13 protein-coding genes are annotated in these 14,648 nt (G+C 40.1%); 12 read left to right on the top strand and 1 reads right to left on the bottom strand.

The genetic code is table 11. The features are described 5' to 3' along the window. Nucleotides 1–80 precede the first annotated feature (80 nt). From PBAT_RS06220 to PBAT_RS06185, 8 genes are all read left to right on the top strand, one after another. Nucleotides 81–641 carry a TetR/AcrR family transcriptional regulator gene (locus PBAT_RS06220; protein WP_068647631.1) on the top strand — a complete coding sequence of 187 codons (561 nt, stop codon included), beginning with the start codon at nt 81–83 and terminating at the stop codon, nt 639–641. Between the two features lie 17 nt (nt 642–658). Continuing rightward, nucleotides 659–1,018 (top strand): DMT family transporter, encoded by a 360-nt coding sequence (locus PBAT_RS06215; RefSeq protein WP_068647629.1) that lies wholly within the window; start codon nt 659–661, stop codon nt 1,016–1,018. Nucleotides 1,019–1,068: 50 nt separating this feature from the next. Further along, entirely contained in the window at nt 1,069–1,473 is a 405-nt protein-coding gene (locus tag PBAT_RS06210) for a YvaD family protein (protein ID WP_068647627.1), read from the top strand. Nucleotides 1,474–1,494: 21 nt separating this feature from the next. Beyond that, nucleotides 1,495–4,767, top strand: a complete 3,273-nt coding sequence (locus tag PBAT_RS06205) for a sensor histidine kinase (RefSeq protein ID WP_068647625.1) — start codon at nt 1,495–1,497, stop codon at nt 4,765–4,767. Nucleotides 4,768–4,802: 35 nt separating this feature from the next. Then, a complete protein-coding gene (locus PBAT_RS06200; RefSeq protein WP_068647623.1) occupies nt 4,803–5,456 on the top strand; it encodes a response regulator transcription factor in 654 nt (217 codons plus the stop codon). A 307-nt stretch (nt 5,457–5,763) separates the two neighbouring features. Continuing rightward, nucleotides 5,764–7,344, top strand: a complete 1,581-nt coding sequence (locus PBAT_RS06195; protein WP_248912409.1) for a methyl-accepting chemotaxis protein — start codon at nt 5,764–5,766, stop codon at nt 7,342–7,344. Between the two features lie 96 nt (nt 7,345–7,440). Further along, entirely contained in the window at nt 7,441–8,514 is a 1,074-nt protein-coding gene (locus tag PBAT_RS06190) for a protein-glutamate methylesterase/protein-glutamine glutaminase (RefSeq protein ID WP_068647619.1), read from the top strand. 36 nt (nt 8,515–8,550) lie between these two features. Continuing rightward, nucleotides 8,551–9,600, top strand: coding sequence for an alpha/beta hydrolase (locus tag PBAT_RS06185; RefSeq protein ID WP_068648078.1), 1,050 nt, complete (start codon nt 8,551–8,553; stop codon nt 9,598–9,600). A gap of 50 nt (nt 9,601–9,650) precedes the next feature. Here the strand turns inward: PBAT_RS06185 and PBAT_RS06180 are convergent, their stop codons facing one another. Beyond that, entirely contained in the window at nt 9,651–9,983 is a 333-nt protein-coding gene (locus PBAT_RS06180) for a heme oxygenase (protein WP_068647617.1), read from the bottom strand. A gap of 205 nt (nt 9,984–10,188) precedes the next feature. Between PBAT_RS06180 and PBAT_RS06175 the strand changes: the two genes are divergently transcribed. From PBAT_RS06175 to PBAT_RS06160, 4 genes are all read left to right on the top strand, one after another. Then, nucleotides 10,189–10,848: a glycosyltransferase gene (locus PBAT_RS06175; protein WP_068648077.1), complete on the top strand. Its 660-nt coding sequence runs from the start codon at nt 10,189–10,191 to the stop codon at nt 10,846–10,848. Between the two features lie 365 nt (nt 10,849–11,213). Beyond that, the gene (locus PBAT_RS06170; protein WP_068647614.1) at nt 11,214–12,038 is read left to right on the top strand and encodes a DUF6492 family protein; all 825 of its coding nucleotides are present in this window, start codon (nt 11,214–11,216) and stop codon (nt 12,036–12,038) included. After that, a complete protein-coding gene (locus tag PBAT_RS06165) occupies nt 12,035–13,159 on the top strand; it encodes a glycosyltransferase family 4 protein (RefSeq protein WP_068647612.1) in 1,125 nt (374 codons plus the stop codon). The genes PBAT_RS06170 and PBAT_RS06165 overlap by 4 nt, the downstream gene beginning before the upstream one ends. A gap of 32 nt (nt 13,160–13,191) precedes the next feature. Next, nucleotides 13,192–14,571: a sugar phosphate nucleotidyltransferase gene (locus tag PBAT_RS06160; protein WP_068647610.1), complete on the top strand. Its 1,380-nt coding sequence runs from the start codon at nt 13,192–13,194 to the stop codon at nt 14,569–14,571. Nucleotides 14,572–14,648 lie beyond the last annotated feature (77 nt).

The following is a 14,648-nucleotide window of genomic DNA, read 5'->3' as shown; positions in this document are numbered from 1 at the left end:
TGTTATCAATCATAATTGGTATATAATAACATATGTTGGTACTGTAAATAAAAAATGAGTACCAAGTGGAGGGTAGATATGTGAAGGATAGAATCATCAATGGCACGATTTACTTGATTCAACAAAAGGGTTTTAGCTTTACCCTTAGTGATGTAGCAAAGCAAGTTGCAATCAGTAAGCGGACGATTTACGAGCACTTTACTTCCAAAGACGATATTGTCGAGCATATTGTGAACGGACTTATTCTAGAAATTAAAGAAAGAGAACAAAAAATCGGAGAAGATGAACAGCTTGACATACTACAAAAGATCGAGCAGATGTTGGTATGCATCCCGGAGGAGTTCGCAGGCTTGGATACGAGGTTACTATCAGAACTACATAATGCCCACTATTCGCAATGGCAAATTCTCGATTCCTTCTTAAAGGATGAATGGAACGTTGTGTTAGGATTAATGAAAAAAGGGACAGAACAGGGTGTAATCCGAAATATTCACTTGCCATTATTTATTGAACTTTACTTAAGCGCCATCAACCAAATTTACGATCCGTCGTCTAACTTGAAAGCTGAAATGACGATGAGGGATATTCTTCAATCGGTAGTAGATATTCTGTTATACGGCATTACCACACAACAACGGTAAAGAGGGTACAGATTCGTATGCATTGGTTATATTTATGGCTAGCGATTGTATTCGAGGTGGGTGGGACGTTGAGTATGAAGTTGTCGGGGGGATTTACCAAATGGCAACCGAGCATCCTACTTGTGGTTTTCTATATTTGTAGTTTTGTATTTCTAACACTGACATTAAAAGGCCTTGAGGTTTCTACTGTATATGCGATTTGGTCTGGCGCAGGAATTGTAGCTATTACAATCATTGGATTTGTATATTTAGGCGAGCATGTTAATGTGACAAAGGTGCTGTCTATTGTACTTATCGTCATAGGGGTCATTTCATTAAATCTTAGTTCAGAGAAGACTTCTGATCCGTTACCAACGGTTAGCGAGTCCATCGAGTAGGAATCTAAAGATAAAATACACTATTAATTTATATACGTTGGAGGTTAAGGATGAGACGATTAAAGCCTTTTTTCCTCATGACAGACATCGGATTTATTGTGTATTGGATTGTTACTTATTTTCATATTATTCCGACAAGTTGGGCATTTAAAGATTATGATAATCCGATCATCGTAGCTTGGAACTGGTCGTTCTTTCCATTAGATATTATAATATCGCTCACGGGTCTCTACAGTTTGTATTTATATCGTAAACAACACGCAACATGGCGAGGGTTTGCGTTGATATCGCTCGTATTGACATTCTGCTCGGGTCTGCAAGCGATTGCCTTCTGGTCATTTATTAAAGACTTTGATATCACATGGTGGGTGTTCAATTTGTACTTAATGATTTACCCCTTATTCTTTATTAGACTGTTCATCAGTCGGGTGAAGCAGGGGGCCGTTCATAATTAGTAATAAGGAAGTGGGAGCAACATGAATTCACTCTGCAACAACGAAACAACCACTTGGTCAATGATTACGGAAACAAATTGCCTAACGCTATCGGACGGATTCAAGAGATGGATGGGCTATTTGAATGAGGAAACAGTCTATAGTTCCAATCTTCTACAAGAAATGGTGTATTCGGAAGATGTTCATATGTTCAATGAACACATGAACAAGTTAAGCTATGGTCAGATAAGTAGCTTAGAGTACCGTATCCGTATTAAGAATAATGAACTGAAATGGATTCAAAATATCGGTATACCTGTTCTAAATCACGCTAATGAGGTTTGCCGAATTGATGGTGTAATGCTAGATATAACGGAAAAGAGAGCTGAACAGGAACAAGTAGAGAATACTTTCTCCTTGTATCAAGATATGTTGGATACGATTGACGTCGCATTGTTTTCATACGATATGAACTTGCAGCATGTCTCATTTATTTCGGATGCTATAGCTAAAATTACAGGTTATCCAATTGAGCAAACGAAAGTGAGTAAATTTTGGTCAGGTATTGCTCATCCAGATGAAAAAGCTCGTGTCGATAGTATAACTACAATGGTGAAAGGTGGAATTCGGGATCTAAGCGAAAGTCGCATTATCCACGCCAATGGAGATATAAGGTGGATTCAAGTCAGAATAATACCCAGTCTGGATAAATTCAATTCGGTTGTGCGGCTCGATGGTTTAGTAACAGATATTACTGAAAGAAAAATGATGGAAGAAACGTTATACAGGAACGAGCAACGTTATAAATCTTTATTTGAATATAATACAGATGTTGTATGCGAATTAGATCTTCAAGGAAATATCTTAGCTATTAATCCGGTTGCCGAGAATATTACAGGAGAAAGAATGAATCTGTCTTGCAAGACTCTTTCTATTGTGGATGTGTTTGGTAATGAGCATGCGGAGCTAATGAATGACTCTTTCGAGAAGGTTCTTGAAGGAGAAACACCCCATTACGCAGTGACATCATGTTATAGGGATAGAGGTATTATTCACTGGGATATCAAGAATGTTCCAATTCAAGTGAATAATCAGCTAGTGGGCATTTATGTGATTGCTAAAGACGTTACGGTGAAGAGAAAAGTTCAGAATAGACTTGCTGAACGTGAAGCGGAGTATCGGTTAATTACAGATAATATGAAAGATTTAATGGTTGTATTGGACGCCTCCGGCAATTTCCTTGTAGCATCACCTTCTTGTGAGAACATCATGGGTATCCCTTTAGAGTTGATTCGGGAGACGACAATATTGGAACATATTTATCCCGACGATAGGCAATACCTGATAGATCACGTTATGGATATGTTAGAAACAAAGGGTAGTAAATTGTTAAGATTTCGTTTCATCCATGTTGACGGTCATATCATCTATCTTGAATCGATGGGTACTCCAGTATTCGGGGATGATGGAAATTTCGAGAAAATTGTGATCGTGTCGAGGGATATTACTAAAAAAGTTGGAATTGAGAAAGAACTTAGAGAGAGTGAGGAACGTTATCGTAGACTTATTGAGCTGTCTCCTCAACCCATGGTTCTCCTTCTACAGACTAAGGTGGTCTACATGAATCCCTCTGGTCTGAATATGATTGGAGCATCCCATGCCGATGAAATCATAGGGGAATCGATGTACGATTATATTCATGAAGATAATTGGGAAGAGGGCACGCAAAGGATGCATCAATTGATGGACATGGACTACATTGGATCTATGAAATATAAGATCATTCGTGTAGACGGTCAATTAATTGATACAGAGGTTATCGGAATATATGACGAAGTCACAGAGACGATCCTTATCTTAATTAAGGACGTTACGGAACAGCTCAAGATGGAAAGAGCTCTACAGGAAAGTGAAGAGCGTTATCGAAGATTGGTAGAACTCTCTCCAGTAGCAATCGCTGTATATAAGGACGGGTTAATTAATTATATTAATCCAGAAGGTTGTAGGATCCTCGGCTTAGATATCAGCAACGATGCGTTGTCAGCGGATATTATGGATTGGATGCACCCAGATTATTATGATTATGTAAGGCTTGGTATGGATAAGACGATGTTGAACGGCTATTCCCTTCCGGCTGAATATCAAGTGGTTCGTTCGGATGGTCAGGTGATAATAGTATCTATGTTAGCGATCTATGATACACAATCTTCATCGATACAGCTCATGTTCGAAGATATCACGGAAAAGAAACGCGTAGAACAAGCACTGTTGGAAAGCGAGGAGCGCTATTTCCGCTTACAAACAAGTCTGGATCAGTTCTCTCACGATCTCTTTGGCGTAATGAAAATTGCCCAGATGGAACAACGGTTATTACAAGAAGTACGTGACATACTGAAAGTTACAGATGTTAGTATCATTGAAGTTGAACACAATAAAGATAATTTATGCGAGATTATCGAAACGGAGAAAGGTTATTCTCTTAAGATAGATGAGAAGAAGGGCAAGAGCTATTTACTTTGTATTGACGAGAAACCGAGTAGCTTAGAGATAACAGCTATAAGAGTATGGCTTGCCACGATTACCCGATATGTCAGTGTGCTATTTGATAACTTTCTGATCATCGAGGATTTAACTAAGGAACTTGAGCAGGATGCATCTGAGCAAGTTGCTCCTACATGGCTTCTGCGTTTCATGTTTAATTTGTCTGAGAATGAACGAAAGCGCCTCGCTCAGGATTTACATGACTCAGCCCTGCAAGAGCAGATTATCTGGTACCGTAAGCTTGATCTTCTTTTGACGGATAGATCTATCACTGGAATGCTACGAGAGCAACTTGGGCAAATCACGGAGGGTTTACTCGATGTCATTTATCAATTACGTATCACGTGTAATGAGCTAAGACCTCCTATGTTAATAAGAGATGGACTCGTCTCTTCACTTGAAGCTTTGTTCGATTTCACTCAATTGCGTTCCAATTATGTGATTCATTTTGATGTAGAACATTTCAATTATAAATTAGATGACGATGTACTAATTGGTTTATATCGTATTGTACAAGAGCTCTTGGCTAATGCTTCGAAACATTCCTCTGCAACAGAAGTTCGTATTCTATTATTCAGCGAAGGCGAGCATATCCGATTAGAGTATAAGGACAATGGGATGGGAATGGATATTACAGAGATGAAAGACTCGATGACAAGTATGGGTATACATGGTATGAAAGAACGGGTTCGTAGTATGGATGGAATCATTCATTTCCTCTCATCCGAGAATAATGGATTAACGATGACGATCTCTATACAGCTACATGAATAGATACGAAATACTAAAGGGATCGAGGTGTAACTGTTATGATTCATATTCTGTTGGTTGATGACCATCCAGCTGTCATGGAAGGAACCAGGATGATACTAGAACAAGAGGGAGATATATCGGTAGACCTGGCGAATACGGCTGAGGAAGTCTTGGAAATGGTAGGCTCACAATCATTTGACGTCATGTTATTCGATCTCCATATTTCCGATGTTAATGGGATAGACCTGGCTAAGCAAGTGTTAGAAATGAATTCGAACGCCATCATATTAATATATACTGGGTTTGAAATTAATAATCATTTCAACTTAATGATTGAGACCGGCATATTTGGTTTCATACCCAAAACGACAAGTAGGGAACAACTTGTTACGGCTGTTCGTTGTGCTTTAAGAGGAGAAGTCATCCTCCCCCTGTCCTTAGTGAAACAATTAAGAAGAATGACAATCTTGGGACCGGAAGGGATTGATGAAGAGATAGCTTCTACGATTAGTAATAAGGAATATGAGATTCTTAAAGAAATAGCTCAAGGAAAAAGTAATAAAGAAATTGCTGAGATTCTACATATGGGCCAACGGTCCCTAGAATATAAGCTAACGAATCTATTTTATAAGTTAAAGGTGAAATCTAGAGTGGAAGCTGCAATTAAAGCGAAACAAATGGGTGTATTGACGGACTCAGATGTGGAATAATAGTGCGTTACATGGACAATAAATGTCCCCTATAAAAGGATCCCATTCACGTTGTGATATGGGGTCTTTTGCTGTGTGGAAATGAAGTTCGAGGTGCGAAATGATTGATGATTTATAAAGTATTTGCTCAATTGGATTGCAGGGTTCCGCAATAATATTGCGGGGTCACGCTATACTTTTTCGGTTACCAAAATATGGCCCTCGTTTTATGATGGTTCTAGGACTTTAGAATTATGGATTAGAAACTACAATGCTACTACTACAATAAGGAAAAACGGGGTGTTGGAACATGAAGTGGTTTTATAATATGAGAACAGCTGTAAAGTTAATTTCTGCATTTGTTATTGTTGCTGTTATTTTGTGTATCGTTGGATTATATGGGATCAGTAATTTGAGTAAAATGGATGAATCTATCGTCGATATGTATGACGATCGCTTGACTCCGATTACTTATTTTGGGGAAGCGAATGAATTGTTCCTAAAAAACAGAATAGATATCCGAGATATAAACACGATGGCTAGTACAGAAGCTGAAGTTACAGCATATAAGGTGAAAATTCATAATAACATCAAAGCGATTGAAGCTATTATGGCCAAATATAGTAAGACAGCTCTTAGACCAGAAGAACTAGAGAAGATGAAGGAATATACCTCGATATGGCAACGGTATAAAGCTGACATAGACGTAGCTATTAAGATGAATGAGGACAAAGTGGGCTGGGAGGAGTATACAAATTATTTGCTTTCAGGTAATTTACAGAAATCGACTGCTGAAATGACAGAGATTCTGCAAAGTTTGATCGATATCAAGATGAAGCAGGCAGACGGAGCTAAGGACTATGCGAATAGCCTTTACTTATCTTCACGTCTTATTACTTTCATATTTACTGTAGTTGCAACCCTCCTGAGTGTTGGGTTCGGGTATTTAATCTCCCAGATCATATCGAGACCATTGAAGCGTGTTGTGGTCTTGCTAGGGAAGGTAGCGAATGGAGATTTGAGTGAAACTTCAGATTTGGTTACGAAAGACGAGGTCGGATTATTGGCTCGTTCCGTCAATGACATGATTCTGAAACTAAGACATACGGTAGGTGGAATCTTGGTGTCCGCAGAAACAGTCTCAGCAGCGTCTCAGCAGATTTCAGCTAGCACACAGGAGATTGCAAGCGGTAGTATGAGCCAAGCCAGTGCAGCTCAAACCATGAATGAGTTGTTTCATGAGTTATCCTTAGTTATTCATTCCGTAGCTCAGGGTGCTGAGCAGGCATCTGAGCTCTCTGATAAGACGATGAAGATTGCGCAAGATGGGGGTAAGGTAGTCCGAATCTCTATTGATGGGATGACACATGTGAATGAACAAATGTCTCGACTCGAAGGAGACTCGCACAGAATAGGTGAAATTATTGAAGTCATTAGCGATATTGCAGTCCAGACGAATCTTCTTGCACTTAATGCAGCCATTGAGGCGGCACGTGCTGGAGATCATGGTCGGGGGTTTGCAGTTGTAGCGGGTGAAGTTAGGAAGTTAGCCGAACGAAGCGGCGATGCTACGAAACAAATTACTTCGATCATCAAAGGCATGCAAGAGAATACGAAACAAGGCGTACAATCCGTAGAAGAGGGTGTGGCATCTTCACAGAAAACGGGCGAAGCATTTGAACATATTCTATCCATGATGAGCGAGACAGCATATAAAGTAACCGAAATAGCGGCAGCCAGCGAGGAGCAAGCTGCACAATCCTCAGAGGTGATGTTCTCCATAGAAAGTATATCCGCAGCGACTGAAGAAGTGGCAGCAAGCAGTGGGGAAACAGCAGTAACTGCGCAATCTTTGGCACAACTAGCGGAGGAATTGAATGGATTGGTATCCATCTTCAAGCTCAAATAAGGGAAATGGATAAGGAAGTAACCAAGATATTAAAGATGGAAAGGGCCTTAATATGAGAGGGGTCGTGGATAAATTAGTGATAGGAGTAGAGATGTTGTGCAGAAGATAAAGGTACTTGTAGTAGATGATTCTGTATTTATGAGGAACTTAATCTCTCAACTAATCACAGTGGATACTGCATTGGAAGTGATCGGAACGGCTCGAAATGGAGAGGAAGCCGTTAGTATGGTGCGCAGACTCAAGCCTGATGTCATAACATTAGATATCGACATGCCAGAAATGAATGGGTTGGAAGCTTTGACAACAATCATGGAGCACCGTCCAACACCTATAATCATGCTAAGCTTGATGACACCGAATGGGGAGATAGCCACAATTAAAGCGCTACAAAATGGGGCGGTAGATTTCATATCTAAACCATCATGTTCGAATCCCTTTGATTTATTTAAGGTGAAGGAAGAATTAATATCTAAAATCAAACAGGCTTCACAAATACCTCTAATAAACCTTATAGTTAACAATATAACGGATTCAAAAGATGATGAAGGACAAAAAGGGAATACTCAGACTGGACTTGCAAGGAAATTTGATCAGATCTTGGTTATTGGCACTTCAACAGGGGGCCCGAAGGCTCTAGATACTGTCATTACTGCCCTGCCAGCGAATTTTCCTTATCCCATACTGGTTGTTCAACATATGCCACCGAAGTTTACGAAATCGTTGGCAGATCGGTTGAATCGTTTATCACGTGTTCGAGTGGTTGAAGCGGAAGATAACCAGACAGTATTAGGTGGAACGGTATATATTGCCCCTGGCGATTACCACATGACGGTTGTTCAGACGAACGGGGAATTCAGAATCAGACTTCATCAGGAGCCTCAGGTCCAGGGGCATCGTCCATCCGTTGATGTTCTATTCAATTCTATCTCTTTGTTGAAGAGCTTGAAGCGGCATTTTATCCTTATGACGGGAATGGGGAGCGATGGTGCGAAGGGAATGATGGCTGCGAAAGCAGCGGGAGCACATACAACCATTACTGAATCGAAGGAAACCTGTATTGTATACGGCATGCCAAGATCAGCAGTTGAATTAGGCTGTGTAGATTACACGGTTCCTGTTCATCTGATCACATCTAAGATCATGGAAGTTACAGGATTCCTGAAACGCTAAGTTGGAGCTTTAAGGGTTGGAGGCATAATCTTGGTAATGGGTAGTAGTACCATAGAGAAAACAATGTTGACGAGTTTCCTGCTTCAAGGGTTCTGGGATAGATGGATTGCAAATGATATCCCGAGGGAAACGGTGATTGAGTTGCGCCATCGGATCAATAGACTTGAAGATTGGATTCGGATATTACAAAAACATGCGGATGTTTACGAGAATCGTGCGGTGCATGTTCTTAATCAACATTCAGTCGGTGAAGCAGTTAACTTCTATCGACTTGCAGCTATGCACTACAATCTCATTCAATGGGTGTTTCCCGAAACGGGTAATGAGAAGCGAGAATGGTATCAACGATGCAAAGATATGCATGAGCAAGCCGATCAGCTTGTGGAAGATGAGATTATGAACATTATCATTCAAGTCGAAGGCAACGAGTGTTACGGACGGATACGTGTCTCTGATCGACCTAAGGGTTGTGTCATTATTATTAATCCTATTGATTCCTCGAAGGAGGAGGTAGTGAAGTATGAAGATTTTTTCGCAGGGATGGGTTTCGCTACAGTAAGCTTCGATGGCCCAGGACAAGGCGAAACCTATACTTTTAGTCATCAAAGGGCAACACGTCAAAGCTGGGACCTCTTTGTCAATGAAGTGATTGAGTTCACTGCATTACAATTTCCAATGCTCCAGCTTTATTTGTTCGGAACATGTTTAGGTGGGGCTTGGAGCATCCAAGGAAGTAGCCACCCTAAGATATGCAGAACGGTTTCGGTAAGCCCTGTAATTGATGGGGATACCAGAGTGCCTGAGTATTTTGAGGAAAGATTGTTGAATATCATTGAGGATTCCAAGAGTGGTCTTCTATTAAGAATGGAAAGCCTCGATTATGTAAGTCCAATTCTCTTGGTGCATGGTAAGAAAGATACGATTATACAGCATGATAATATATATGATTTATATACCAAACTTCCTATTGAGAAACGACTTATTCAATATGTGGATGAAGGTCATGGCTGCAATTATAGAATTAATGAGATATTGAAGGCTGCTGGGCATTGGTATCTTAGGCAAAGTAACCCGCTATCACTATAAGTAGAGTGATAGCGGGTTATTTTATGTTGTACGCATTCTTATATTTAAAATTATTTAGCGAGTTCTTTTGTTGATGCTACTTCATACGTAATAATTTCATTACTAATGATAGGAGACTCTTTGGGAGCAGCATCTGGACTTGGTTCTGGACGCTTGTGGGAAGCCTTGAAAGCATCACTATTTCGCCATGTCGTAAAGTCATCCTGTGTTTCCCAATACGTGTTTACACTCAATTCATCATAATCGGGCAAGTTCTGTGTCAGTAAGACTTCTACTTTTACCATACCCTTAGAAGAATCCAATGGACCTGGTGCTGTAAATCTTGGCGCCATAGCTGCACCCATTCCTTTTTTTACTTTCATTCTGTTCGTTACAATAATCATGGTACATCGCTCCTTTTATTTGATTTCAATGGGTCTGACCCGATGTTTAATATTGGAACCTTCATCTTAATTTTAATGCTTTCAATATCAAAAGCAAATGAAGCCCTTTTTATATCATCACTTACGAATGAAATATGTTAAAAAGTGCACAATAAAGCAGGATGTAACTATGAGTAAAATTCTACTAAAAGGAGCAGGTACTTATATGAGAAGCAAGTTTATGAAATTAACGATGTTGTGCGTGATCCTTATTACGAGTATGGCACCATTAAATGTCCAAGCTATGGAACATAAGCAAACCCATGCTGCCCATAAAGAATGTCTGAGCCCTGCCAAAGTGAAACTTAAAGAGGACATGAGGCGGTTATGGATCGACCATGTCGTATGGACTAGAAGCTACATCGTAAGTGCCATCGAAGGGCTGGCGGATCAACAGAAGGTACTTGAAAGACTTCTGCGGAATCAGCAGGATATTGGAGATGCAATAAAGCCGTACTATGGGGAAAAAGCGGGAAATAAGCTAGCTGAACTACTTCGGGAGCATATTCTACTTGCGGGACAAGTATTAGACGCAGCTAAAAGTGGAAATCAGGCGAATCTGGAAAAGTACAACAAAGAATGGCACCGAAATGCCGATGATATCGCTAAATTCCTCAGCAGTGTTAATCCATACTGGTCGGAAAAAGTGATCAAGGATATGATGTATGAACATTTGCAACTAATCATAGACGATGTGACAGCAAGACTGAAGAAGGATTGGGATGCTGAGACCATTGCTTTTGATAAAGGCGTGGATCATATGGTTGAATTTGCAGATATTCTTACAGAAGGAATTGTTAAGCAATTCCCTGATCGATTTAAGTAAAGTTTCTGTCTAACATTTCACCTTGGTGTGATGGATTTCTTAACCTATGGAATGAAATTGATTGAATCTAGAAAAAAAGCAATAAGCGCAGTCACGCTTATTGCTTTTTTTAATTTAGTATAAGTTTCACTTGATACGCTATTCCTTATATTTACAATGATTTCTACTTGCTTATATATTTATGATATATTCGCAGGATCAACCTATTTACTTCATGAAATAGAATAATGACTAAAGACTGAAAGACCTTCGATAGGCGGAAGCGTTATGCTATTTTTAGACCTTATACCACTTCTGATTGCCCAATCCATCTGTTTTAGGTTGACATATCATAATTGAAATACGTGATAGATGGAGTTGAAATGATGGCAATCCCTCGAACGAGCCAATTAAGAAGTAAGACCAAGATAGATATCTTAATACCTGCGATTGAAAAAGATCTAGGAACACTTCCCTTTGTCATTGATGCAATCAGAAAACATGTACAACACCCCATCGGGGATATCATGATCGTTGCTCCGAGAAAGAAGAGAATCATAGATCTATGTAACCGAAAAGGATGTAAGTTCATTCATGAGAATACCGTTCTTCCGATTACTAAAAAGAACATTCATTATCGTTCAAAGAGATGGGAACGTTCTGGGTGGATGTTTCAACAATTGTTGAAACTGAACGGCGATACCTTGAGTTCTTCGAAGTTTTTTTTGGTGATGGATGCCGATACGGTATTAATTCGCCCTCATATATTCCGCTCGGGTAACAAGACGATATTTTATTGCCGAAATTGGAGCCAAGGTGAATATTTCAGAACCTATCGTAAGCTGATGGGAAGACAACGTTCCTCGTCCACATCTTTTGTGACTCACTATATGTTGTTTGAGAAATCCAAGCTTGTACAAATGAAGAAGGCTATTGAAGCTAAACACCATACGAGCTGGTATTCTGCGATATTGCGGAGTATGGATAAGACCAAGCAGTTTGCTTTTTCAGAATTTGAAACGTATGGAAACTTCATCCATAGTACTTATCCAAGTGCAATTATTCGCAAGAAATCTTTGAATAAGAGTCTGCATATGAATGTTTCACAAGCATCACAATCACGGATTGAAGGTCTATCCCACCAGTATAGATCCATCTCTTTTCACAAACGTAAAGACTACGTAAGGCAATTGCCGGTGAGGAAGAAGTGACAAATTATCAAGTTGTGTGGATAGGACCTGTCCACAAAAATTCTGGGCTTGGTATCGCGAGCAGAGCCTATGTTCAAGCATTGCGACGACAAGGTGTAAACGTCTCGGTGGGAGATACACCCAGAGGGAACGCTAATCAAGGGAAAAAGAAAATCCTAATCTATCATGATCCTCCTCATACGATTAACTTCAAGAAGGAAAGAGCTTATTTCGATCATGTCATTCTAAATACGGTGTGGGAGACGACTCGATTACCTAATGTTTGGATTCCTTATATGAATAAATTTGATGCTGTTTGCGTGCCAACGTATCACAATAAGCAGGCAATGCAGAATAGCGGTGTTACAGTACCTATATTTATCGTTCCTCATGGAGTGGACACCAAAGGATATACGCCCACGAATAAGAAAATAACGTTAAGAAAGTATAAGCATCGATTTGTGTTTGTATCTGTATTTGGTTTTCAACATAGGAAAAATCCGGAGACCCTATTAAGAGCCTACTGGGAAGAATTCTCTGCAACGGACAATGTGCTGTTGATTATCAAGACGGACGGATGCACCGAGCACGAGAATGAGCAATCGATTAAGAATAAAATTAGACATTATAAACAAAGCCTTGGCATCAACAAGCAAACGGCACCAATTATACTCTCAGCGCGGCATATGAATTCTCAGAAACTCAAGGGGATGTATACCCGTGCGCAAGCCTTTGTTTTACCTACAAGAGGTGAAGGCGTTGGATTGCCCTTCCTTGAATCATTGGCGAGCGGGACCCCAGTTATAGCTACAGGGTGGGGAGGACATATGGATTTCTTGACCAGCAACAATTCATTCTTACTGCCGTATAAATTAAGAAATCCTGTGCTTAGCATGAATAGTAGACACGCCATCTCTCGTGAATTCCGTGAGTTGTTTGCACAAAAAGGACAACGATGGGCGGAAGTAGATGTTCGCAGTTTGAGGCAAAAGATGAGATTAGCGTATAATAACCCCCAATTGTGCAAGACGAAGGGTCGTCGAGGTAGACAAGATGTGCTTAAACTAACCTGGAATAGAGCGGGAGTCTCTTTGAAACAAGCTATAGAAGAGGTCATACGGACTAACCATAATAGAAAATAGGATAATACGCATCTTGTCGGGAGGGATATATTGTGAGAATCGTTCTATTGTCTGGCGGTTCCGGAAAAAGACTATGGCCGCTCTCTAATGAGATTAGATCAAAAGTATTTCTGAAATTATTGAAATCGGATGATGGCACGAAGGAATCCATGATTCAAAGAGTGTGTAGACAATTGGATTCAGTAGGACTGCTTCAATCCACTTCTATCGTGACACATGAAAGCCAAGTTGAGATTACACAGAATTATGTCGGCGACAACATCCCTATACTCGGTGAACCCTATAAGAAGGGAACGTTCACGGCTATAGCACTAGCGGTGAGTTATTTTCATTCTACAATGAATCTAGATCCGAACGAAACCATATGTGTCCTCCCAGTTGACTCGTTTGCGGAGACGGCATTCTTCCAGTTGATTCATACATTCCCCGAAATATTAAACCATTCCCAATCCGAGATAGCTCTTCTTGGGACAGTTCCCAAAAATCCCTCTAATCAATACGGTTACATTATACCGAATACCAATCGTATCAAGAATAGAGAATACTTAACCGTCACTCATTTCGTAGAAAAGCCGGAGGAACAGCATGCCATTCGCCTTATCAATAATGGAGCATTGTGGAACTGTGGTGTTTTTGCCTTTTCGATGGATTTTATGCTGTCATATATGAAGAAGAAAGGTTTACCAACAGACTATGATCAATATCTCCTTCAATACGAGCATCTTCCCGAGTTGAGTTTCGATCAAGAGGTTGTTGAACGTACCAATCACTCCGTGGTCATCCCTTACGATGGAGCGTGGAAGGATCTTGGGAGTTGGGATACGTTGACGAGTCATTTTGAGAGTCTTGCTATTGGTTCAGGACAAATTTCTAATGATTCAATCAATACACATTTAGTTAATGAGCTTCCATATCCAATTCAGGTTATCGACGTCTCTAATATTATTGTGGCCGCGAGTCCAGATGGGATTCTTGTGGCAAGTAAAAAAAGCGCAAATCAAATAAAAAATAAACTTCGGTATACTCCACAAAAACCTAAGTACGATGAGAAAAGATGGGGAACCTGTCTCGTATTGGATTACTCCAAGGTAATGAATGACGAAACGGAAGCGATAACGAGGAAGGTGAATGTGTTACCCGGGAAATATATTGGCTATCATTCACATCCGAAGAGAACTGAAATTTGGACTATTATTTCCGGATCGGGAGAGTTTATCTTGAACGATACGTTATCGCTTATTCAGACAGGTGATGTTCTCCAAATTTCCTGCGGAGCCGAACATGCCGTGAAAGCCATACTTCCACTTGAATTTATTGAAATCCAGATCGGCACTGAACTAGATAAAGAGGATAACCTTCAGATGACCATGACGTGGGAAGATACGATTCGATTGTGTAAGAATGGACCGTAATCACATGTTCATGAAAAAAGGTTTGAAGGCCGTTCGTGGCATGTATAAACATCCATATAGATGACAAAAACGCAGTA

It is taken from the genome of Paenibacillus antarcticus (genome assembly GCF_001637225.1).
Classification (GTDB): Bacteria; Bacillota; Bacilli; order Paenibacillales; family Paenibacillaceae; genus Paenibacillus_AQ; species Paenibacillus_AQ antarcticus.
Note: the sequence above shows the minus strand (reverse complement) of the source record. Positions and strands in the feature narration are given on the sequence as shown.

What these genes read in the sequence shown, in the direction of transcription:
- PBAT_RS06215 (WP_068647629.1), top strand. Translation starts at nt 659, where the DNA reads ATGCATTGGTTATATTTATGGCTAGCGATTGTATTCGAGGTGGGTGGG.
- PBAT_RS06210 (WP_068647627.1), top strand. Translation starts at nt 1,069, where the DNA reads ATGAGACGATTAAAGCCTTTTTTCCTCATGACAGACATCGGATTTATT.
- PBAT_RS06205 (WP_068647625.1), top strand. Translation starts at nt 1,495, where the DNA reads ATGAATTCACTCTGCAACAACGAAACAACCACTTGGTCAATGATTACG.
- PBAT_RS06200 (WP_068647623.1), top strand. Translation starts at nt 4,803, where the DNA reads ATGATTCATATTCTGTTGGTTGATGACCATCCAGCTGTCATGGAAGGA.
- PBAT_RS06195 (WP_248912409.1), top strand. Translation starts at nt 5,764, where the DNA reads ATGAGAACAGCTGTAAAGTTAATTTCTGCATTTGTTATTGTTGCTGTT.
- PBAT_RS06185 (WP_068648078.1), top strand. Translation starts at nt 8,551, where the DNA reads ATGGGTAGTAGTACCATAGAGAAAACAATGTTGACGAGTTTCCTGCTT.
- PBAT_RS06180 (WP_068647617.1), bottom strand. Translation starts at nt 9,983, where the DNA reads ATGATTATTGTAACGAACAGAATGAAAGTAAAAAAAGGAATGGGTGCA.
- PBAT_RS06175 (WP_068648077.1), top strand. Translation starts at nt 10,189, where the DNA reads ATGAGAAGCAAGTTTATGAAATTAACGATGTTGTGCGTGATCCTTATT.
- PBAT_RS06170 (WP_068647614.1), top strand. Translation starts at nt 11,214, where the DNA reads ATGGCAATCCCTCGAACGAGCCAATTAAGAAGTAAGACCAAGATAGAT.